This window comes from Rhodoligotrophos sp. CJ14, assembly GCF_038811545.1.
Lineage (GTDB): Bacteria > Pseudomonadota > Alphaproteobacteria > Rhizobiales > Im1 > Rhodoligotrophos > Rhodoligotrophos ferricapiens.
In genome coordinates this window covers 179,742-201,766 of the sequence record NZ_CP133319.1, presented here as the reverse complement: position 1 = coordinate 201,766, position 22,025 = coordinate 179,742, and the positions used below count along the sequence as shown (strand labels likewise).

22 protein-coding genes are annotated in these 22,025 nt (G+C 61.0%); 4 read left to right on the top strand and 18 right to left on the bottom strand.

Annotated elements, in window-relative coordinates; translation table 11 throughout:
- Positions 1-7 precede the first annotated feature (7 nt).
- From RCF49_RS01000 to RCF49_RS00925, 16 genes are all read right to left on the bottom strand, one after another.
- The gene (locus RCF49_RS01000) at positions 8-250 is read right to left on the bottom strand and encodes a hypothetical protein (protein WP_342642187.1); all 243 of its coding nucleotides are present in this window, start codon (positions 248-250) and stop codon (positions 8-10) included.
- 15 nt (positions 251-265) lie between these two features.
- Positions 266-1,315, bottom strand: a complete 1,050-nt coding sequence (nuoH, locus tag RCF49_RS00995; RefSeq protein ID WP_342642186.1) for an NADH-quinone oxidoreductase subunit NuoH — start codon at positions 1,313-1,315, stop codon at positions 266-268.
- A gap of 4 nt (positions 1,316-1,319) precedes the next feature.
- Positions 1,320-3,419, bottom strand: a complete 2,100-nt coding sequence (nuoG, locus tag RCF49_RS00990; RefSeq protein ID WP_342642185.1) for an NADH-quinone oxidoreductase subunit NuoG — start codon at positions 3,417-3,419, stop codon at positions 1,320-1,322.
- A 51-nt stretch (positions 3,420-3,470) separates the two neighbouring features.
- Positions 3,471-4,772: an NADH-quinone oxidoreductase subunit NuoF gene (nuoF, locus tag RCF49_RS00985; protein ID WP_342642184.1), complete on the bottom strand. Its 1,302-nt coding sequence runs from the start codon at positions 4,770-4,772 to the stop codon at positions 3,471-3,473.
- 12 nt (positions 4,773-4,784) lie between these two features.
- On the bottom strand, positions 4,785-5,639 hold the full coding sequence (gene nuoE, locus RCF49_RS00980) for an NADH-quinone oxidoreductase subunit NuoE (RefSeq protein WP_342642183.1): 855 nt from the start codon (positions 5,637-5,639) through the stop codon (positions 4,785-4,787).
- Between the two features lie 35 nt (positions 5,640-5,674).
- Positions 5,675-6,865, bottom strand: coding sequence for an NADH-quinone oxidoreductase subunit D (locus RCF49_RS00975; RefSeq protein ID WP_342642182.1), 1,191 nt, complete (start codon positions 6,863-6,865; stop codon positions 5,675-5,677).
- A 2-nt stretch (positions 6,866-6,867) separates the two neighbouring features.
- Entirely contained in the window at positions 6,868-7,497 is a 630-nt protein-coding gene (locus tag RCF49_RS00970) for an NADH-quinone oxidoreductase subunit C (RefSeq protein ID WP_342642181.1), read from the bottom strand.
- 8 nt (positions 7,498-7,505) lie between these two features.
- Positions 7,506-8,069, bottom strand: coding sequence for a NuoB/complex I 20 kDa subunit family protein (locus tag RCF49_RS00965; protein WP_342644274.1), 564 nt, complete (start codon positions 8,067-8,069; stop codon positions 7,506-7,508).
- Positions 8,066-8,431, bottom strand: coding sequence for an NADH-quinone oxidoreductase subunit A (locus RCF49_RS00960; RefSeq protein ID WP_342642180.1), 366 nt, complete (start codon positions 8,429-8,431; stop codon positions 8,066-8,068). Before RCF49_RS00960 ends, RCF49_RS00965 begins: the two co-directional genes overlap by 4 nt.
- A 264-nt stretch (positions 8,432-8,695) precedes the next feature.
- Positions 8,696-8,992, bottom strand: coding sequence for a hypothetical protein (locus RCF49_RS00955; RefSeq protein ID WP_342642179.1), 297 nt, complete (start codon positions 8,990-8,992; stop codon positions 8,696-8,698).
- 124 nt (positions 8,993-9,116) lie between these two features.
- Entirely contained in the window at positions 9,117-9,524 is a 408-nt protein-coding gene (locus tag RCF49_RS00950) for a hypothetical protein (RefSeq protein WP_342642178.1), read from the bottom strand.
- 125 nt (positions 9,525-9,649) lie between these two features.
- Positions 9,650-10,654, bottom strand: a complete 1,005-nt coding sequence (locus tag RCF49_RS00945) for an MBL fold metallo-hydrolase (protein WP_342642177.1) — start codon at positions 10,652-10,654, stop codon at positions 9,650-9,652.
- A 39-nt stretch (positions 10,655-10,693) separates the two neighbouring features.
- Positions 10,694-11,401, bottom strand: a complete 708-nt coding sequence (locus tag RCF49_RS00940) for an amino acid ABC transporter ATP-binding protein (RefSeq protein WP_342644273.1) — start codon at positions 11,399-11,401, stop codon at positions 10,694-10,696.
- Between the two features lie 97 nt (positions 11,402-11,498).
- Positions 11,499-12,830 (bottom strand): amino acid ABC transporter permease, encoded by a 1,332-nt coding sequence (locus RCF49_RS00935; RefSeq protein ID WP_342642176.1) that lies wholly within the window; start codon positions 12,828-12,830, stop codon positions 11,499-11,501.
- Positions 12,827-14,026 (bottom strand): amino acid ABC transporter permease, encoded by a 1,200-nt coding sequence (locus RCF49_RS00930; RefSeq protein WP_342642175.1) that lies wholly within the window; start codon positions 14,024-14,026, stop codon positions 12,827-12,829. The genes RCF49_RS00935 and RCF49_RS00930 overlap by 4 nt, the downstream gene beginning before the upstream one ends.
- A gap of 191 nt (positions 14,027-14,217) precedes the next feature.
- Positions 14,218-15,237 (bottom strand): amino acid ABC transporter substrate-binding protein, encoded by a 1,020-nt coding sequence (locus RCF49_RS00925; RefSeq protein WP_342644272.1) that lies wholly within the window; start codon positions 15,235-15,237, stop codon positions 14,218-14,220.
- 281 nt (positions 15,238-15,518) lie between these two features.
- On the opposite strand from RCF49_RS00925, the gene metC reads away from it, so the two are divergent.
- The 3 genes from metC (at position 15,519) to RCF49_RS00910 (ending at position 19,436) form a co-directional block, all read left to right on the top strand.
- Positions 15,519-16,697: a cystathionine beta-lyase gene (gene metC, locus RCF49_RS00920; protein WP_342642174.1), complete on the top strand. Its 1,179-nt coding sequence runs from the start codon at positions 15,519-15,521 to the stop codon at positions 16,695-16,697.
- A 51-nt stretch (positions 16,698-16,748) separates the two neighbouring features.
- Entirely contained in the window at positions 16,749-17,291 is a 543-nt protein-coding gene (locus RCF49_RS00915; RefSeq protein ID WP_342642173.1) for a CreA family protein, read from the top strand.
- A 252-nt stretch (positions 17,292-17,543) separates the two neighbouring features.
- Complete coding sequence (locus RCF49_RS00910; protein ID WP_342642172.1) at positions 17,544-19,436, top strand: AI-2E family transporter; 1,893 nt, start codon at positions 17,544-17,546, stop codon at positions 19,434-19,436.
- 69 nt (positions 19,437-19,505) lie between these two features.
- Here the strand turns inward: RCF49_RS00910 and RCF49_RS00905 are convergent, their stop codons facing one another.
- Positions 19,506-20,072, bottom strand: a complete 567-nt coding sequence (locus tag RCF49_RS00905) for a DUF192 domain-containing protein (protein WP_342642171.1) — start codon at positions 20,070-20,072, stop codon at positions 19,506-19,508.
- 25 nt (positions 20,073-20,097) lie between these two features.
- On the bottom strand, positions 20,098-20,631 hold the full coding sequence (locus RCF49_RS00900; protein ID WP_342642170.1) for a cold-shock protein: 534 nt from the start codon (positions 20,629-20,631) through the stop codon (positions 20,098-20,100).
- A gap of 618 nt (positions 20,632-21,249) precedes the next feature.
- Between RCF49_RS00900 and RCF49_RS00895 the strand changes: the two genes are divergently transcribed.
- Positions 21,250-21,669 carry a VOC family protein gene (locus RCF49_RS00895; RefSeq protein WP_342642169.1) on the top strand — a complete coding sequence of 140 codons (420 nt, stop codon included), beginning with the start codon at positions 21,250-21,252 and terminating at the stop codon, positions 21,667-21,669.
- Positions 21,670-22,025 lie beyond the last annotated feature (356 nt).

Below are 22,025 nucleotides of genomic sequence, written 5' to 3'. Positions count from 1 at the left end.
TCGCGCATCACGCGCCGGTTCTCAATGTGCATCCGATGTAGAAGCCAAGGATCGGCATGATGACCAGACCGAACAGCTTAGCTGCCGTCAGCAGCACGGAAGGATCAATCCCGTGCTGCCCTGTGACCTTCGCCCGTTCATGCCGCCACCGGAGGCGCGGATAGATCAGACGATTCATCGCCGCGAAGAAGAGAAGCCCAAGCCACAGAAACAGGAAGCCGTAGATGAAGCTGTACACTGTTACTGTCACAGGCCCCTCCCCGCCTCACGGCGTCCAACCAAATGCGACCAGCACCCCCGCAACCAACACCACATAGATCAGCGACAGCGGCAGAAACACCTTCCAGCCCAGCCGCATCAGCTGGTCATAGCGGTATCGCGGCACCATGGCCTTCACCATGGCGATCAGGAAGAAGAACAGACACACCTTGAGGGTGAACCAGATGACGCCCGGCACCCAGGTGAAGGGCGCGAAGTCAAACGGCGGCAGCCATCCTCCCAGGAACATGATCGTCATCAGTGCGCACATCAGCACGATGGAGACATATTCACCGAGCATGAACAGGAGGAAGGGCGTAGAGGAATATTCCACCATGAAGCCCGCCACCAGCTCCGATTCCGCTTCCGGCAGATCGAAAGGCGGCCGGTTCGTCTCAGCCAGCGCCGAGATGAAGAACACCACGAACATCGGCAGCAGCGGCAGCCAGTACCAGTTGAGGAAGGACAGCCAGGGAAGCCCGACGGCACTTGCAAGGCCGGTCTGCTGGGAGCGCACGATATCGGTGAGGTTCAGCGACCCCGCACAGAGCAGCACGGTGATGATCACGAAGCCGATCGAGACTTCATAGGACACCATCTGCGCGGCCGAGCGCAGCGAACCAAGGAACGGGTATTTCGAATTGGACGCCCAGCCGCCCATGATAACGCCATAGACGCCCAGCGAGGAAATGGCGAAAATGAAGAGAATGCCCACGTTGATATCCGCAATCACCCAGCCATCGGACAGCGGCACCACGGCCCATGCGGACAAGGCGAGCACGCAGGTGATGAGAGGGGCGAGCAGGAAGACACCCTTATTGGCACCTGCCGGGATCACCACCTCCTTGAACACGAATTTGAGCAGGTCGGCGAAGGATTGCAGCAGGCCCCAGGGGCCCACGACATTCGGTCCCTTACGCAGCTGCACCGCCGCCCAGACCTTGCGATCGGCATAGAGCAGGTAGGCGATGAAAACGAGCAGGCAGACCAGCAGCGCGATGCTCTGCAGCGCTATGATCACCACGGGCAGGCCATATGTGTAGAGAAAGTCGCCCATTGTCCTATTCCGCCGCCACGAGCCGTTCGGCCCCCTGTCTCAATGCGCTGCACTCCGCCATGATCTTCGATGCCCGCGCAATCGGATTGCTGAGGTAGAAATCGCGGATACGGCTGGCGAAGGGTGCCTTGTCGATCGAACCTGCCGCCGCTTGGCCAAGAGCCTGCAGCCCTGCCGGATCGGCTGCCACGATCATATCCGTCTCGGCAAGATGCGGGGCGGCCTCGTAGATCCGGGCGCGCAGCTCGTCGAGATTGTTATAGTCGAGCGTCTTGCCGAGCACGTCGGACAGGGCACGCAGGATTGCCCAGTCCTCGCGGGCATCTCCTGGCGGGAAGGACGCTCGGCCCGCGACCTGAGGCCGGCCCTCGGTGTTGACATAAATGCCGGACTTCTCGGTATAGGTGGCGCCGGGCAGGATCACGTCGGCCCGATGAGCACCCCGATCACCATGGCTGCCCTGGTAGATCACGAAGGTGTTGCCCAGCTTGCTCGTGTCGATCTCATCGGCCCCGAGCAGGAAGAGCACGTCGAGCTCACCGGCTTCCGCGGCCTTGAGGATGGCGGGAGTTGCTCTTCCGCCCTCACCGGGGACGCAGCCAATATCGAGGCCGCCGACCCGTGCCGCCGCATCATGGAGCACGCAGAAGCCGTTCCAATCGTCCTTCACCGCACCCAGATCGAGGGCGAGCTTGGCGACACGGCCAAGAATGGCCTTGCCATCGGGCCGCGCTGTTGCCGCAGCGCCGAGGATGATCAGAGGACGCTTGGCGCTCCGAAGCACATCCAGGAAGCCGTGCTCGCCTTGCATGATTGCATCAAGGCTCTCGGGGCCCGCCCCGAGATAGGCATAGTCATAGGCGAGGTCGGCCCGCTCGCCGATCAATCCGATTTGCGCCTTGCGCTGACGCCAGGCCTTGCGGATGCGCGCATTGAGAATGGCGGCCTCCTTGCGCGGATTGGTGCCGATCAGAAGGATCGCATCAGCCTCATCAATACCAGCAATGGTCGCATTGAAGAGATAGGCGGCACGACCGCCGGCCTCCCCAAGCGCTGAGCCGTCCTGGCGACAATCGACGCTTGCCACGCCGAGCCGGGTCATCAGGTCTTTGAGGGCATAGAGCTCCTCAACCGCCTGGAGATCGCCGGCAATGGCCGCGATACGGTCCGGCGAGGCCGCCCCGATCCGCTCGGCAATCAGATTGAAGGCCTGCGACCAGTTTGCCGGCCGCAGGCGGCCATTCTCCCGGATATAGGGCCGGTCGAGGCGCTGGGTGCGCAATCCGTCCCAGACGAAGCGGGTCTTGTCGGAGATCCACTCCTCGTTGATGTCCTCATTGAGGCGCGGCAGGATGCGCATGACCTCGCGGCCACGGCAATCGACACGGATATTGGAGCCGACCGCATCCATGGCGTCGATTGTCTCGGTCTTGCGCAGCTCCCAAGGCCTCGCCTGGAATGCGTAAGGCTTCGAGGTGAGCGCGCCCACGGGGCATAGGTCGATCACATTGCCCTGAAGCTCCGAGCCCATGGCGTGCTCGAGATAGGTGGTGATCTCCATATCCTCGCCCCGACCAATCGCGCCAAGGTCCGGCACACCCGCCACTTCGGCGCTGAAGCGGACGCAGCGCGTGCAGTGGATGCACCGGTTCATGGAGGTCTTGACCAGCGGGCCGATATATTTGTCCTCGACCGCGCGCTTGTTCTCGGCATAGCGGCTGGCATCGACCCCATAGGCCATGGCCTGGTCCTGCAGGTCGCATTCGCCACCCTGGTCGCAGATCGGGCAATCCAGCGGGTGATTGATGAGCAGAAACTCCATCACCCCTTCCCGCGCCTTCTTCACGGTCTTGGAGCGGGTGATCACCTCCGGCGGCTCGCCATTGGGGCCGGGGCGCAGATCATTCACCGACAGGGCGCAGGAGGCCTGCGGCTTCGGCATGCCCTTCACCTCGACCAGACACATGCGGCAGTTGCCGGCGATGGTCAGCCGATCGTGATAGCAGAAGCGCGGGATCTCGACGCCGGCCAGCTCGCAGGCCTGCAGCACGGTCAGCCCGTTTTCGACTTCGACCTCTCGTGAATCGATGATCAGCTTCGGCATAATCTGTTCCTAGCGGCCAAACCGCGATTTTGTGTCAGCCACGGCCTTCCCCTATTCCGCCGCCACCAGCGCTGGTTCGCTGGTCGGGTTGGCGGTATAGGCATCGATGCGCCGCTCGATCTCGGGACGGAAATGGCGGATGAGGCCCTGAACCGGCCAGGCCGCCGCATCGCCCAGGGCGCAGATGGTGTGTCCCTCGATCTGATAGCTCACGTCCAGCAGCTGATCGATCTCGCGCTTGTGAGCCTGGCCGCGGGCCATGCGCTCGAGCACTCTCCACATCCAACCGGTGCCTTCGCGGCAAGGCGTGCATTGGCCGCAGGACTCGTGCTTGTAGAAATAGGCGATCCTGGCAATCGCACGCACGATGTCGGTGGACTTATCCATAACGATCACGGCTGCCGTGCCCAGGCCCGATTTCAGAGCGCGCAGGCTGTCGAAATCCATGGGCAGGTCTTCGCATTGCTCGGCCGGGATGCAAGGCACCGATGAGCCGCCCGGGATCACCGCCAGAAGATTGTTCCAACCGCCACGAACGCCGCCTGCATGTTTCTCGATGAGCTCCCGGAAGGGGATGCCCATCTCTTCCTCGACATTGCAGGGGGTATTCACATGCCCGGAGATGCAAAAGAGCTTGGTGCCGGTGTTATTGGGCCGTCCAAGCCCGGCAAACCAGGCGGCGCCCCGGCGCAGGATGGTGCCGGACACGGCGATCGATTCGACGTTGTTGACCGTGGTGGGCGCGCCATAGAGGCCGACATTGGCCGGGAAAGGCGGCTTCAGCCGCGGCATGCCCTTCTTGCCTTCCAGGCTTTCGAGCATGGCGGTCTCTTCACCGCAGATATAGGCCCCTGCCCCATGATGGACATAGAGGTCGAAGTCCCAGCCGTGGATGTTGTTCTTGCCGATGAGCCGCGCGGCATAGGCCTCGTCCACCGCCCGCTGCAGAGCCTCGCGCTCGCGGATGAACTCGCCGCGGATATAGACATAAGCCACATGCGCGCGCATGGCGAAGGAGGCGATCAGGGCCCCCTCGACCAGAAGATGTGGATCATGACGCAGGATCTCGCGATCCTTACAGGTGCCGGGCTCGGATTCATCCGCGTTGATCACGAGATAATGCGGCCGGTCGCCCACCTGCTTGGGCATGAAGGACCATTTAAGGCCCGTGGGAAAGCCCGCACCGCCGCGCCCGCGCAGACCCGAGGCTTTCATCTGCTCGATGATCCAATCCTGCCCCTGCTCCAGGAAGCCCTTGGTGCCGTCCCAGGCACCGCGCAGCATGGCAGCCTTGAGATCCGGGCTGTGGATCCCATAGAGATTGGTGAAGATGCGGTCCTTGTCAGCGAGCATGTGCGCCGATCCTCATTGCTTGCTGTCGCTGCCAGGCGCAGATCCGGCCTGGGGCGCCGCGCCCGGCGGGGTCGAGGCGCCAGCCGGAACATTGCCAACCTCGCGACGCTCCTCATCCGCCTTGGAGGCGTCGGTTCCGCGCGGTGCGCCCTTAGGCTTGCGCTCCCCGGTTTGTACGGATGCGGGCTTGGCCTTCTTGATCGGTGCCTGATCATCACCGTTGCCAAGGCTCTCGCCCGCCCAGACCTTGCGGTAGTTCCCATTGTAGAGATTGGGATCCTGGAGGGTGTTGGGGCCGCCCAGGGGCGCCGAGTTGATGCGGCCGTTCTGTGGTCCGGGCTTGGGCATTTTGCCTCCCCGCAACTCATCCAAAACCTTGGTCAGGCTTTCAGCGTCCAAGTCCTCGTAGAAATCGGCATTGATCTGCACCATGGGTGCGTTGGTGCAGGCGCCGAGGCACTCCACCTCCTGCCAGGAGAACAGCCCATCGGCGGTGACATGGCCGGGCTCGCCGATCTCTTTGCGACAGACCGCCTTAAGGTCGTCGGCACCGCGCAGCCAGCAGGGCGTCGTGCCGCAGAGCTGGACATAGTACCTGCCGACGGGGGACAGGTTGAACATGGTGTAGAAGGTCGCGACCTCGAGCACACGGATATAGGCCATGGACAGGAGGTCGGCGACGTAACGGATCGCCGGCTCCGGCAGCCAACCGCCAGACTGTTCCTGAGCACGCCAGAGCAACGAGATCACGGCGGAGGCCTGCCGGCCTTCCGGATATTTCGCGATGATCTGCTTGGCCCAACTCAGGTTCTCTGGCGAGAACTCAAAGGCCTCGGGCTGAATGGGATCAAGTCGTCTCACCGACATCGGTCAACGACCTCCACTGTTCTGAGTTGCGCCGCTCACCGGTCAACCTCACCGAAAACAATATCGAGCGACCCGAGGATGGCCGAAACATCCGCCAAAAGATGGCCGCGGCTCATATAGTCCATACCCTGCAAATGCGCGAAACCGGGCGCGCGGATCTTGCAGCGATAAGGCTTGTTGGTGCCGTCGGAGACGAGATAGACGCCGAACTCGCCTTTCGGCGCTTCAACGGCGGCATAAACCTCCCCTTCCGGCACGTGATAGCCTTCGGTGTAAAGCTTGAAATGGTGGATGAGCGCTTCCATCGAGCGCTTCATCTGGCCGCGCTTGGGTGGAACCACCTTGCGATTCTCGGAGGAAACCGGCCCCTGCCCTTGGGATGAGCGCAGCTTCTCCAGGCATTGCTTCATGATCTTTACGGATTCCCGCATCTCCTGCATGCGGATGAGGTAACGATCATAGCAGTCGCCGTTCTTGCCGATGGGAATGTCGAAATCAAAATCGCCGTAACATTCATAGGGTTGCGATTTGCGCAAATCCCAGGCCGCGCCGGAACCACGGACCATCACGCCGGAGAAGCCCCAGGCAAAGCAATCCTCAAGGCTGATCACGCCGATATCGACGTTGCGCTGCTTGAAAATGCGGTTTTCCGTCAGCAGCCCCTCGATATCATCGAGGACCTTCGGGTGGTTCTCGCAGAAGGCCCAAATGTCATCGAGCAGTGCGTTCGGCAGGTCCTGGTGCACGCCACCCGGTCTGAAATAGGCCGCATGCATGCGCGAGCCGGACGCACGCTCGTAAAAGAGCATCAGCTTCTCGCGCTCCTCAAAGCCCCAAAGCGGCGGGGTCAAAGCACCCACGTCCATGGCCTGGGTGGTCACATTGAGGAGATGGGACAGAAGCCGGCTGATCTCGGCATAGAGAACACGAATGAGCTGGCCGCGAATCGGCACCTCCAGCCCGAGCAGCTTCTCAGTGGCCAGAGCGAACGCATGCTCCTGGCTCATGGGCGCCACATAATCGAGCCTGTCGAAATAGGGCACGGCCTGGAGATAGGTCTTGTACTCGATCAGCTTCTCGGTGCCACGATGCAGGAGACCGATATGCGGATCGACCCGCTCGACCACCTCGCCGTCGAGTTCGAGCACAAGGCGCAGCACGCCGTGAGCCGCAGGATGCTGCGGCCCGAAATTGATCGTGAAGTTGCGGATGTCGTGCTCTGCCATGATCAGCTCGGCTGCTTTGCCTTCTCATCTCCGGGCAGGAGGTATTCCGCACCTTCCCAGGGACTGGTGAAATCGAAGTTGCGAAATTCCTGCTGCAGCTTCACCGGTTCATAGACCACGCGCTTCTGGTCCTCGTCATAGCGAAGCTCCACATAGCCGGTGAGTGGAAAGTCCTTGCGCAGCGGGTGACCCTGGAAACCGTAATCGGTGAGGATGCGGCGAAGATCGGGATGGCCTGTGAACAGAATGCCGTAGAGGTCGTAGGCCTCGCGTTCGAACCAATTGGCGCAAGGGAAAAGTTCGACAACGCTGGGCACCGGCTTTTCTTCATCCGTCTCGGTCTTCACCCGGATGCGCGCATTCTGATAAGGACTGAGCAGATGGTAAACTACGTCGAAACGGCGCTCGCGCTCGGGATGGTCGACGCCACAAAGGTCGATCAGCACCGCAAAGCGCAGCCGCGGCTCATCGCGCAGGAACCGCAGCACACGAAGGATGTGTTCCGGCTCCGCCTTCACGGTCAGCTCGCCATAATCAGTGCTTGTCTCGGTGAGGAGCCCGCCGATGCCATTCGCGATGACCTCGCGGATCTCGGTCAGGGTCTCGTCAAGCTGTGCCGGCACATCGCTCATGGTCTGTCCTAGCGCTCGATCGTTCCCGTGCGGCGGATTTTGCGCTGCAGCTGAAGCACGCCATAGAGCAATGCCTCTGCCGTGGGCGGGCAGCCCGGCACGTAGATGTCTACCGGCACGATCCGGTCGCAGCCGCGCACCACCGAATAGGAATAATGGTAATAGCCGCCGCCATTGGCGCAGGAGCCCATGGAGATGACGTAACGCGGCTCAGGCATCTGGTCATAGACCTTGCGGAAGGCCGGGGCCATCTTGTTGCACAGAGTTCCTGCGACGATGATCACGTCCGACTGCCGCGGCGTGGCGCGTGGAGCAAAACCGAATCGCTCACAGTCATAGCGCGGCATCGCCATCTGCATCATCTCGACGGCGCAACAGGCAAGCCCGAAGGTCATCCAATGCAGCGAGCCGGTGCGTGCCCAATTGATGAGATCGTGCGAGGCTGTCACCAAAAAGCCGCGATCGGCAAGTTCATTGGAAATCTCGGTGAAGAACGGATCCGGCGTCTGCCCACCGGCCGGCGCAGGGCGCGTGACGGCGGTCACAGCGCTGCTGTTGGGGGTGCTGATCAATCCCATTCCAGGGCTCCTTTACGCCATTCGTAGATAAATCCGATGGTCAGGACACCGAGAAACACCATCATCGACCAGAAGCCGGCGACACCAATCTCGCCGAGTGTAATCGCCCAGGGGAAGAGAAAGGCCACTTCCAGATCGAAGATGATGAACAGAATGGCGACGAGATAAAACCGAACGTCGAACTTCATGCGGGCATCGTCGAAAGGCGCGAAGCCGCATTCATAGGGCGAGACCTTTTCGGGATCTGGCTTCCGGATCGCAATGATGAAAGCCGACAGCATCAGAGCAAGCCCGATGATCAGGCAGAGCCCCATGAAGATCACAATCGGCAGATAGTTAGAGAGCAGTTCCAGCATCTGCACAAACCTGTCGGTTCCCAAAACAGCCGCCAGAAGCGGGTTTACGCGCCGTCCTAGCGCAGGGATTGCAGGGGTGCAACCCCCCGCCGCCTAGCCTTGCGCCCATCGGCCGGTTTACCCACCTCAGGCCCGCCTGCCATGACACTCCGCCCCACGCCGGAGACCATCGCCAGCCTGACCGCTAGGTAAACTTTGTTGCGACAGATTGGAAGGGTTTCAAAGAAGACGAATGCCCATATCCGACCCGCGCTGGCCGCAGAGCTACTGGCTCGTCCAGTTATTCCGCGGCTTTTGGGCTGCCCCCGGCTGAACACGCGCGCCCTCCTGCGACTCTTTGGCCGCAAGCAGAGCGCCCTGGCATTTCCTCGAGACGACCTTGCGATGGTCGATCAAACATTGCAGCGCCTTCATGCCATCACCAGTCGGCGGCACGGCGGCGCAGAACCGCATATAATCGGTCCCGCAGGCTTTTTTAACCATGCTCTTCACATCCTGTGCATGGCCGTTCGCCGCAAACAAAACAAGCAGGCCGACCGATAGAATCACGCGGGTCATCATGAGCACTCTCTTACTGAGCGGCGTCAAACTGCTCGGCGAGTGTAACCGATTTGCGGCGCCCTACCATTCAAGTTCTGGACTCGCCCGCTCTGCGGTGAAGCAGCTTTCGGCGAAGAGAGCCCCCTCAGTCCCAGGAGGATCCCTCAGGCGCCCGATAGAGCTGGGTGTTCAGAGGATTGTCGAGATCGACGGTCGAATAGCCAAGCGGCCTGCCCGTGAAGTAGATGCGCTCGACAATACTCCCCCGCCCGCTCTGTGCCTTGAGGCTCTTGCGGTGCTGCTGACTGCTGCCCGCCGGCAATGTCGCCGTGCCGAACGGCTCCCAGACCGCGGAGCCTGCCGCTCGATACGCCCTGAGGTAAAGCGCGCCGCCGCTTTGCTGGGCGCGTATGATATAGCGATTGCCGTTATATTCGAAAATTGGGTTGCGCTCGGCCGACGCAGCAGGCCCGCCGCCGCTGAGGCCTATGGCTGTCGCGCAGATGAGCGCCGCGAGCTCCGCAAGCCCGCGCATACGTCTTGCCATCATCATCTCCGATAAGATCCGCTGCAGGGGGAGATGGCCATCGCACGGACCTGCGCCAAGGGTGGCGAAATGGCGCGAATTGCGCGGCGAAGCGCTCGTGCTGCTCTGCCTTGCTGGATCAGCAGATCGTCTCACGCCGGTGCGGGCGCCAAGACCTGCCCCGGCCTGAAGCTCTGGAACCGTTCCGGTGGAAGGCCGGCAGCGGCGATGGCAGCGGCCAAGCGCTCCGCTGGCTCGGCGATGGGCTCGGCCGTAAGCTGGAACGTGCCCCAATGATGGCCGACGGCCTGCTCGGCCTCGCAATCCAGGAAGATCTGCACAGCCTCTTCCGGCGAAACATGTGCATCGCGCATGAACCAGCGTGGCTCATAGGCGCCGATGGGAATGAGGGCCAGGCGCGGTGGCCCAAAGTCACGGGCAATATCGCGGAAAATGGCCCCGTCGCCATAGGCGGTATCCCCGATATGATAGACGGTGCCGATATCGGATTGGAAGACATAGGCGCACCACTGCGCCATCCGCTTGTCAAAAAGGCCGCGAGCGGACCAGTGATAGGACGGCTTCAGATGAATTCTCAGCCTCGGACTGATCGCGACCTCGTCGTTCCAGCCGTGGGCTTCCGGTGCGATCTCCGGGGCAAAGCGGCGGATAATGGTGTCATTGCCCAAGGGCACGATCATCCGGGGACGGAAGCGGCGATGCAGCTCGATGACCGTATGCCGATCAAGGTGGTCGTAGTGATTGTGGGTGATCAGCACGAGATCGATCGGCGGCAGATCCTCCCAGGCAATTCCCGGCGGGTTCACGCGCTTCGGCCCCAGCCGGCGAAACGGGCTTGCGCGTTGCGACCACACCGGATCAACCAGAATGTTGGTGCCTGCCATCTGAATGAGGAAGGACGCGTGCCCGATGAGGGTTACCCGCAGGTCTTCGACCCGTTGAGGCGGCACATCCCGGAAGGGGCTTGGATAGTGCTCCGGCCATTGGGAGCGCTCCACCTCAAAGAGCAGCCGATAGGTGTCCGCGAGCGACTTGTCGCGCGGTTGCACGGCCGTGCGAAATCTCAGGCCGTCAAATTCCGTGGTCTGAGGTCCGACATAATAGGGATTGCGCCGCCGCCAGAAAATCGCCGTCACCTGCTGATGCGCCTGAAGCCGCCCGTCGATAGAAGCCGATTAATGCAGGATCTGGCTCAAGAAAAGCCTCGTGCGCTCGCTGCGCGGGTTGGTGAAGAACTCCTTCGGCTCGTTCTGCTCGATGATCTGGCCTTCATCCATGAAGATGACACGGTTCGCCACCTGGCGCGCAAAGCCCATCTCGTGGGTCACACAGAGCATGGTCATGCCGGATTGCGCGAGATCGACCATCACGTCGAGCACTTCCTTGATCATCTCCGGATCAAGGGCCGAGGTCGGCTCGTCGAACAGCATGATGCGCGGATTCATGCAGAGTGCCCGGGCGATCGCCACGCGCTGCTGCTGACCGCCCGACAGCTGACCTGGATATTTATGGGCCTGCTCGGGGATCTTGACCCGCTCGAGATATTTCATCGCCAGCGCTTCGGCATCCTTCTTCGGCATCTTCCGGACCCAGATGGGCGCCAGGGTGAGATTTTCCAGGATGGTGAGATGCGGGAACAGGTTGAAATGCTGGAAGACCATGCCGACCTCGCGGCGGATCTCGTCCACCTTCTTGAGATCATCGGTCAGCTCAATGCCATCGACGATGATCGTGCCGCTCTGGTGCGCCTCCAGGCGATTGATGCAGCGGATCAGGGTCGACTTGCCGGAGCCCGATGGCCCGCAGATCACGATGCGCTCACCCTTGTAGACGGTGAGATCGATGTCGCGCAGGACGTGAAAGTCGCCGAACCACTTGTTCATCTTCGAGATCTGGACTGCGATATCCTGCTTGCCGTCCGCGCCGGAGGCGTGGCCTGAGCTTTCGGCAAGTGCTGGAGCGACATCGGCCATGAGATCCTCAGCGGTTGGAGCCTGCGCCCAATCGGCGCTCGATGAACATCGAGTATCGGCTGATTGAAAAGCAGAAAAGCCAGAAAATCAATGCAACTGCGAAATAGCCGGTGGCGGCGGTCTGCGGGGTTGACCAGTTCGCATCGGCAAGGCCCGCATGCAAAATGCCAAGCAGGTCGAATATGCCGATAATGCTCACGAGCGTCGTGTCCTTGAAGAGCGAGATGAAGCTGTTCACGATGCCGGGAATGACGATGCGCAGGGCCTGGGGCAGGATGATGAGCTGCATCTTGCGCCAATAGCCAAGGCCCAAAGCTTCGGCGGCCTCATATTGACCCTTCGGGATCGCCTGCAAGCCGCCACGGATGACCTCGGCCATATAGGCTGCGGTGAACAGCGCAACGCCGATCAGCGCCCTGAGCAGCTTGTCGACCGATGCCCCCTCGGGCATGAAGAGCGGCAGCATCACGCTTGCCATGAAGAGAACAGTGATCAGGGGCACGCCGCGCCATAATTCGATGAAGATCACCGAGAACAGCCTGACCACGGGCAGGTGCGAGCGCCGGCCAAGCGCAAGCAGGATGCCAAGCGGCAGGGAAGCCACCATGCCGGTAATGGCCACCACCAGCGTGACCGTCAGCCCACCCCAGAGCGAAGTCTCTACATGGGTCAGGCCGAAATTGGCGCCCAGAACGAAATAAAGCAGCACGAGGCATATGGCGGCGATGATCCAGGCACGGAAGGCCGGGGCAAATTCGATGATGTCCGCCCCCTTGCTCAGGAGCAGGATCACGAGCAGGGCAAGGCCGAGCATGGTCGCCAGCCAGATCCAGCGTGTGGCATCGATATCGAAATTGCCGCCACCAAGCAGGATCAAGGTGATCACGGGAAAGATCGCGAGCAGGTAGATCGCATTGGCCCGCTTGAACGGCATTCGCGGGATCATCATGGGCACGAGGCCGACAGCGCCCAGGATGAAGACGAGATTGACCCGCCAGCGTTCATCCGTGGGATAAAGGCCGTAGATCCATTGGGGAAACTTGGCGCGGACAAAAGCCCAGCACGCCCCGGCCGGCAGGTTCGGATCAGTGCTCAGGCAGGCTTCACGATTATCGCCCGACCAGACGGCCCGCAGGATGGCCCAGTCGATCACCAGGGAGGCGATTTCGTAAATGAGATAAAGGCCGATAAGGGTGAGCAAGGCATTGAACCAGCTCGAAAACAGATTGGCATGGATCCAGCCGAGAATGCCGCGATCGGTCACAGGGGCAGGCCGTGGAGCAATCGGCGCGGCCTGGACGAAGCTTGCCGCCTGCTTCTCGACGGGTCCGCCGGTCATAGGCTTGGCGCTCCCTTCAGGGCCATGCGCGCATTGAACCAGTTCATGAAGCCCGAGGTCAGCAGGCTGAGGGAGAGATAGACGGCCATCCAGAGGGAGATCACCTCGACTGCCTGACCCGTCTGGTTGAGGATCGTGCCGCCGGTTGCGACCACATCGGGATAGCCGATGGCAACCGCAAGGGAAGAGTTCTTGGTCAGGTTCAAATATTGATTGGCGAGAGGTGGAATAATGACCCGCAGGGCCTGGGGCAACACGATCAGGCGCAATGTGGTGCTCTCATGGAGGCCGAGAGCATGTGCCGCCTCCGTCTGCCCCTTGCTCACCGACTGAACGCCGGCGCGGACGATCTCGGCGATGAAGGCCGCGGTGTAAATGGAGAGCCCAAGGAAAAGCGCCGTGAACTCCGGAATGACGTTCAGCCCGCCCACGAAATTGAAGCCCTGCAGCACGGGGTAGTCGAGGGAGACGCCCAAGCCAGTGATGAAGGCGGCAACCAAGGGCAGACCAAGGATGAGACCGAGCGAAGCGGCAAGCCTGGGGGGCATCCGCCCCGTCCGCTCCTGCACCCGACGGGCATGAGTCCCATAGAGAACGGAGAGGAGAATCCCGCCGGCAAAAGCTGCCATCACCCACGTGATTCCCTGGCCGAAGATCGGATAGGGCACATAGAGGCCGCGATTGTTGAGAAAGGCCGCATCCGCGATCGCTATGCTCTGGCGCGGTGCGGGCATGGCCTTGAGCACCGCCCGATACCAGACGAACAGCTGAAGAAGTAGCGGGATGTTGCGGATGATTTCCACATAGGCCGTCCCGATCTTGGCAATCAGCCAATTGCTGGACAGGCGCATGATGCCGACGATGAATCCGATCACCGTGGCCAAAACAATCGAAAGCCCCGCAACCAGAATGGTGTTGAGCAGGCCGACGATGAAGGCCCGCCCGTAGCTCGAGACTTCGGAATAGGGAATGAGCGTCTGAATGATGCCGAAGCCGGCGGTGCTGTCGAGGAAGCGATAGCCCGAGGCGATGTGCCGTTGGCGCAGATTGGTGATGGTGTTGTCGATGATCTCCCAAGCGAACCACGCGACCACGGCCAGCAGAAGCGCCTGAATGAGCACGCCGCGCACCTGCGGATTGTGCCACAAGCGGAAATGGCCGCTGCGGAGGCCTGGCCGTTCAGAGGCAGCGCTCATCCATCATCTTCCCAGCCCCATGCGACCAGCCCTGCTCAAGCCGGCCACTCTCTGCGAGGCGCTGCATCACTTCAGCCTGCCTCGCGCTCGTGACGACCCCAGTTTGGCTGCGGTCCAAACTGGCCATCGTCACCACAGTGCCGCGAGCGAAGGTCTAAGGCCCGACGCTCGCGTTGCTTGCCGGATAGGGTTCAGCGGATTGGCGGGGCGAACTGAATGCCCCCCTTGTTCCAGAGGGCGTTGAGGCCACGGGCAATCTTCAGCGGCGTGTCGGGCCCGATATTCCGGTCAAAGACCTCACCGTAATTGCCGACCTGCTTGACGATGTTATAGGCCCAGTCATTGCTCAGGCCGATGCTGGTGCCGAAGTCGCCTTCCAGGCCGAGCAGACGACGGATCTCCGGATTGGTGGACTCCTTCATCTCGTCGACATTCTGCGAATTGACGCCCAACTCCTCCGCGTTGATCTGCGCAAAGAGGGTCCACTTCACGATATTGAACCATTGCGGATCGTTCTGGCGGACAACGGGGCCCAATGGCTCCTTCGAGATGATCTCGGGCAGGACCACATGCTCGTCCGGATTGGCAAGCTTCAGCCGGGTGGAATAGAGGCCAGACTGATCGGTGGTCAGTACGTCGCAGCGACCGGAATCATAGGCCTGGTTCACCTCGTCGTTATTCTCGAAGGCAACCACCTGGTAGGTCATGTTGTTGGCACGGAAATAATCCGCGAGGTTGAGCTCGGTGGTGGTTCCGGTCTGGGTGCAGACCGAAGCGCCGTTGAGCTTGAGTGCGCTGTCGACATTCAGGGATTTCCGGACCATGAAGCCCTGGCCGTCATAGTAGTTCACGCCGACAAAGCTCAGGCCCAACGCGGTGTCGCGCTGCATCGTCCAGGTCGAGTTGCGCGCCAGGAGATCGATCTCGCCCGATTGGAGAGCCGTGAAGCGCTCCTTTGCCGAAAGCGGTGAATATTTGACTTTGTTGGGATCACCGAAGACGGCCGCCGCCACGGCCCGGCAGAAATCCACATCGAGACCGGACCAGTTGCCCTTGTCGTCGGGAAAGCCGAAGCCGGGCAGGCTGGGATTGACGCCGCATTGAATGAAACCCTTGGCCTTCACATCATCGAGGGTGGCCGCGGACGCGGCGGTCGCGACACTCAGCCCCAATGTCGCACCCAATATCACTGATATCAGCGGTCTCTTCATCATCTGTCCCTTTTGTATTCGGGTACATGGCCTTTGATCCGCGCCCCTGATACGGACCGTTCCCCCAAGAACCGAGTTGCCCTGGCCAATTCCCCTGGCCGGCTGCTTCTGATGAGCAGGACACGAGCCTCCTTGCAAAGCAATCGGAACTGAATTTAGATCCGGGGTCAAGAGGATCGATTGTCCAATTGCCGGCGAGCCACCCCGAGCTTCGAAGTATTTCCCAGAGCCTTCGTAGAAATTCCGCCAACAGCTCTGGCAAACGGACGGAACAAATTGCGATGTCGAACAAAAACGGCCGATTTCAGGGATGTTCTCCAGAAACGAAGCTGTTAAAGTCTGGTGGAGAATATACGGAACACGGCTTCGTGAACCCGGCGATCTATCGTGGCTCAACCATACTCTTCTCCGACCTTGACGCCCTGCACAACAGAAACCAGGCCTATCTTTATGGCCGTGACGGCGGGCCCACCCATCGCGCGCTGGAGCAGGCCATTGCGACCTTAGAAGGGGGGCACACCGCCCTGCTCTGCCCTTCCGGCCTTTCGGCCATCACCACGGCCCTGCTTTCGCTGGTGTCGGCGGGCGACCATGTGCTGATGACCGACTCGGTCTACCGGCCGGCGCGCTATTTCTGCGATCATGTGCTCAAGCGGCTTGGGGTTGAAACCGAATATTACGACCCTCTCATCGGCGGTGATATCGCCCGCCTGATCCGCCCCAATACGCGGCTCGTCTATACGGAACAGCCGGGCTCCCAGACGATGGAGGTTCAGGACCTGCCGGCGATCGCACAGGCGGCCCATGCCCGCAACGTCCTGGTCGTCCTTGACAATACCTGGGCGACGGGCCGGTTCTTCAACGCCTTTGCCCATGGGGTCGATGTGGTCGTGACGGCGGGCACCAAATATTACAGCGGGCATTCGGATGTGATGCTGGGTGCCATCATCGCCTCGAAAGCGGCGGCACGCCAGATGGCGGCGGGGCACCATGCGCTTGGCCCCTGCGTGAGCCCGGATGACGCATTCCTCGTGCTGCGGGGCTTGCGAACGCTGGATGTACGGCTGAAGCAGCATATGGCCAACGGGTTGACAGTCGCGCGTTGGCTGCAGAACCGCCCCGAGGTCGAGCGGGTGCTCTATCCAGCCTTGCCCGATGACCCGGGCCATGGTCTTTGGGCGCGCGATTTCACGGGCGCGACGGGGCTGTTCTCGGTGATCCTGAAGCCGGTCTCCGAGCAGGCGCTCGCCAATATGCTGAACGGCATGAGCCTGTTCGGGATGGGCTATAGCTGGGGCGGCTATGAAAGCCTGATCGTGCCTTTCGATCCCTCGGGCTATCGCACAGCCACTCCGTGGCAAGCAGCCCCTGCCCTTCGCCTTCATATCGGTCTTGAGGCGACAGAGGATCTCATTGCCGATCTCAAGGCGGGCTTCGCGCGGCTTGGAGGCGTTTGCTAAGGACCCATATGCTATTGATCAGGGATCGCCCTGCCCTACTTATGCGGGGACATGTTTTCGAGGAGACCCCTTGTGAGATCGTGGCTTTCCCTCATCGGTGCCGCTTTGGTGCTCGCCACAACAATCGCAGCTCCCGCGAGGGCCAGTGATGATCCGGAGTTGATCTTCAAGCGCTCCACGGTGTGGAAGCTTCTCTCGCCCGACGCCAAGCTTGCGACCTATGTGCTGGATGATCCGCTGGTTCAGGGGGTCGCCTGCTATTTCACCGTTCCGGAAAAGGGCGGGTGGATCGGCTGGGCGGGGCTTGCGGAAGAGCTGTCCAATGTGTCAATCGCCTGCCGGCAGGTCGGGCCCATCAGCTTCCGCGGCAATTTCGAACAGGGCTCGGACATGTATCGCCAGCGGCGCTCGCTCTTCTTCAAGAAGATGCAGATCGTGCGCGGCTGCGATGCCAAACGGAATACGCTTGTCTATCTCGCCTATACGGACAAGCTGATCGAGGGCAGCCCGCAGAACTCGACCTCGACCGTCCCGATCGTACCGTGGGGCACGAGCCAGGACGTGCCGAAATGCGCCGACTACCTGACCGACTGACGACCTGACCTGCCCTCCCCTTGCGGTCTCGGGCGAGGCAGGAGCTCAGGCGCATGTTATTGTGGGCTCAAGGGCAATGCTTCTCGACTCTGGATCCAATCCGCCGCTCCAGGGGTTTATTCCTAGGGCGGTTTGCTTCTCTTAGGAAAGTGAAGCCGCTCTGGAGTCTTTGCCTGATCGCATTTTCTTCGCGAACCGGTACCACTTCGCTCGAAAATGCTCTGGCGAGACGCGTATTCGTCAGGAGACCCAATGGCCGAACCGCCGTTGCCGCGATTTAATCCTTCGGCCGGCGCGCTTTCTGATAATCCGCTGCTGACGGCGGTCGCCGTCATGCTGGGGGTTGTGACCCTCTATTTCGGCCAGGACATTTTCATCCCATTCGCGCTGGCCATTCTTCTGGCCTTCGTGCTGGCGCCCGTCGTGAACTGGTTGCGGCGATTGAGGTTGCCGCGCCTTCCCGCGGTGCTGATCGCGGTGACTTTCGCCTGTTTCGTCATTGGCGCCGTTTCTCTGGTTGTGGGCGCGCAACTGGTGCAGCTTGCGGAAAACATTCCGCGCTATCAGACCAATATCAAAGACAAGATCAACGCCTTCAGCCCTGGAGATGGCGAACGCGGCATTCTAGGCAGGCTCTCCACAACTCTGCGCGAGATCACGCGAGAGATCACGGATACGGATGATATCGTCACGGCGCCTGATCCGACCGAGGCGCAATCTGCCGAGCCCAAACCTGTTCCGGTCATCGTCGAATCAACCGAAACACCACCCCTTGAACTCTTGCAGACGGTGGCTCTGCCGCTGATCGAACCGCTGATCACCGGCGGCATCGTGATCGTGTTCCTGGTCTTTGTCCTGCTGCAACAGGACGACCTACGCGACCGCTTCATCAAGCTGGTGGGCAAGGGCGACCTGCAGGGCAGCACGGAGGCCCTGAATGAGGCCGCAAGCCGTGTGAGCCGGTACCTGCTGATGCAGCTCACCATCAACCTGACCTACGGCATTCCGATCGGCATCGGCCTGTTTTTCATCGGGGTCCCCAATGCGGTGCTCTGGGGGCTGCTCGCGGCCGTGCTTCGGTTCATTCCTTATCTCGGCCCGTTTCTCGGCGCGCTCTTCCCCATGGCGCTGGCCTTCGCGGTCGACCCCGGCTGGTCGATGCTGTTCTGGACACTGGCCCTCTACCTGGTCGTCGAGCTGATCAGCAACAATGTCATGGAGCCGTGGCTTTACGGCTCGAGCACGGGGCTGTCATCGCTCGCGGTACTGCTCGCAGCGATTTTTTGGACGACGCTTTGGGGGCCGGTGGGGCTGGTGCTCGCCACGCCGCTGACGGTCTGCCTCATCGTGATCGGCCGATATGTGCCGCAGCTCCAGTTCCTCGGGGTGCTCTTGGGCAGTGATCCGGTGCTCGAACCGGAGGAGCGGCTTTATCAGCGCCTGTTGTCGGGCAATACGGATGAGGCGGTCGAGGTGGCGGAGCGCTATATCGATGAGCATTCGCTCGCCGCCTTCTATGATGATGTGGCCATCCCCGCCCTTAGGCTTGCCCAGAGCACCGGGCCGCAGCAGGCCGCAGATCTTGCCAATCGTCGGCTGATCGCCCAGGGGATGCTCGAGCTTGTGGAGGAAATCGAAGACTACGAGGACGACGAGCTTCTCGCCGAATTGCCTGATCAGCCCGTTCGCGTGCTCTGCATTGGCGGTCGCACGGAACTTGATGCTGCGGCAGCAGCCATGGTTGCCCAGCAGCTCAATGCGCTCGGAATTGGTGCCGCGGTCCTGTCGCCTGCAGCAATCAACCAGGAAGGGCTCACGCAGCTGAAGCTTGAGGGTGTGGAAGCGGTCTGCCTGTCCTATCTCTCCGCGCGTCCACACGTGTTTGCCCGCCAGATCTGCCGCCGGCTGCGCCGCAAGTCACCCGGCCTGAAGGTTGTCATCGGCATGTGGGGTGCCGCGCCGGATGCGGGAGGATCCACCGAGATGCTCGATAAAATCGGGGCTGATGTCATCTCGGCATCGGTCACCGCGGCCGTCGAGGCGGTTCGCGCCATGCTGGGGCATGGCCGGGAGGTGCAAGAGGGACCAGATCTAGCCGCCGAAATTACGCCGGGACCGCTGGCGACAACGGCGCCTGCCTCTTGAGGCGAGTAGACGCAGGGAGGAGGCGATCAAAAAGATCCTCGGACTGCCCTCCTTGGACCTTCGTTCAGCCTACCGTCCGTTACCAAAAATCGCGTGGTGAACGCGATGGCCCGGGCGCAAGCCGATCTTGCGGCTAAGCCCGCCACGCACTTCGAGCACTGCGAGCACATCCCCATGGGAGGAGATTAAATCCTCGGAGAATGGCACCGTATTGGCGGCGATCCTGTGGATCACGCCATCGCTCCGAATGAAGATCATGTCGAGCGAAATCTTGGTGTTCCGCATCCACATGGTCACCGGCAAGGGCTGGTCCCAGACAAAGAGCATGCCCCGTGCCTCGGGCAACTCGTCACGGTTCATGAGACCCTTTTCCCGCTGCTCCGGCGTGCGCGCAACCTCCACATTGATCACGACGAAATCATCATCGGCCGCCAGGGTCACCGCTTCGAGCGGCGTCGTGTCGTCGGGCGCCTGCTGTGCGGCGGGCTGCCCAGGCTGCACCTGGGCGGATCCCGATTGGGCAAGTTGCATCCCCGATGTTTCGGCGAGCGTCACTGACGGACGAAACAGTATGGCGGTGAACGCGATGCCCACCGCCGTAAGCAGCCGCGCAAATCCCGGCGCTGGCTCATTCATGTCTTGCCTCACGAGGTCTCTCGCCTCAAGACGCCGGCGGCGCTCCGTCCGGCCCAGGCAGGGCCACTTCAGCCGCCATCAAACCCTTCGGCCCCGTGCCGAATCTCACCAGAACTTCCTGATCCGGATGCAACTCGGAAATCTCATGTTTCCGAAGGGTCTCCATATGAATGAATATATCGGGCGATCCGTCACCAAAGGTTAAGAAGCCAAATCCGCGCACCCGATTGAACCACTTGACCCGCGCCGGGCTCCAGTCGCTGGTCGGGGTCACCGTCACATGCGTGCGCGGCGCCCTCGGTGGCGGCTGGATCGCGGTGGTGGTGTCGATGGCGAGAACGCGAAGTGCCTGAAATCCTTTTTGACGGCGCACCGCCTCGCAAATCACGCGCGTCCCTTCCAGGACAGCGCCATAGCCGTCCCGCTTGAGGCAGCTCAAATGCAGCAGCACATCGGGCATGCCGTTATCGGGAATGACGAAGCCATAGCCCCGCACCATGTCAAACCATTTCACGAAACCCGAGATGCGGATCACCTCGACTGGCGTTTCGTCGCTCATTTCAATAGCTTGTTGCACTCGTTCCACGTGGCAAGGCCCCCTAAGCCCGCAGCCTACGCTGATCGTCCAGTTTGTTCTCGGTTCCGCCGCTGACGCCGAATTGGGTCTGTCGACCATGCCCGGCGCATCCGTTCTCAACCACACGACCGCGACCCGCCCTCAAATCTCTCGCAAAAGACGCAAGGGCCTGCATCGCCCCTTAATCACCGCTTAAGAGTTTGGAGCAAGTGGCGCTGCTTTGTATAGCCCTCCGCCCGCCCGGAAAGAGAAAAAGGTCCTATGGCCGTTTTTATGCAACGCCAAGTCGAGTGCCCACAGGGTGACAGCGCCGAAAAGCCCGGCAAATCCGGCATATATTGCAACGAGAAGATACTGTTTTACTCCTCATACAGACAGCAAATCGACATGATCACCCCTTCAAGCGAGAGTTGATATATTGACTTATTGAAAGCCTTCGTCCCTGTTCTTCCGCATTGTTACAGTTGCTTTACAGGCGACGGGGCGTGACCAGTCTCCATCCCCCGTCGCAGAGGCCCGGTTTCTCAACCAGACGGACAGGTTGCGCGGAGCCCCTCAGATCCGCATGTTGGGCTTCTATCTGATCTGGAGTGTCCGCTCATGAGATTCCTACACACCATGGTCCGCATCAGCGACGTCGACAAATCACTCGATTTCTATTGTAACAAGCTTGGCCTGGTTGAGCGGCGCCGCCACGAGGTGCCGGCCGGCCGCTACACGCTCATCTTCCTGTCTGCGCCGGATGACCATGGTCCGGAGCTCGAGCTGACCTATAACTGGGATCCAGAGGCCTATGGCGAGGGCCGCAATTTCGGGCATCTCGCCTATGAGGTGGAGAATATCTATGACGTCTGCGCAAGGCTTGCAGCACAAGGCGTGACCATCAACCGCCCGCCACGGGATGGTCGCATGGCTTTCATCCGCTCGCCCGACAATATCTCCATCGAACTGCTGCAGAAGGGCGAGGCTTTGCCCAAGCAAGAGCCGTGGGCGTCAATGCCCAATACGGGTCACTGGTGACCGCTGGTAACCAAAAATAAAGATTAGTCGAAATCTTGCCGTTCTTTCCTGATATCAAAACCAAGAGAGCGGGGTTTGGAACAAGAGGGGTGGTTTTGAAGGAGAGGCTCATGATCGTGACCCGCACCTTGTCGGTGACGACGGCGCTGATCGTAACGGCCGTGCTTTTCGCAATTGGATCAGCTCACGCCGGCATTCTCGGCTGAGCAGACAGAGTTGTCAGGGTCTTGGCTGCGGCTTTCCGCTGCCTCCGCCTGTGTGAGTGCGTGCGCATGTGCGACTGTTCGCAATATGCGCACGGTTTTCCACTGGAAGAGTGGCCAGAGGCTTGCACTCAGCTGCGAAGGCCAGTATGA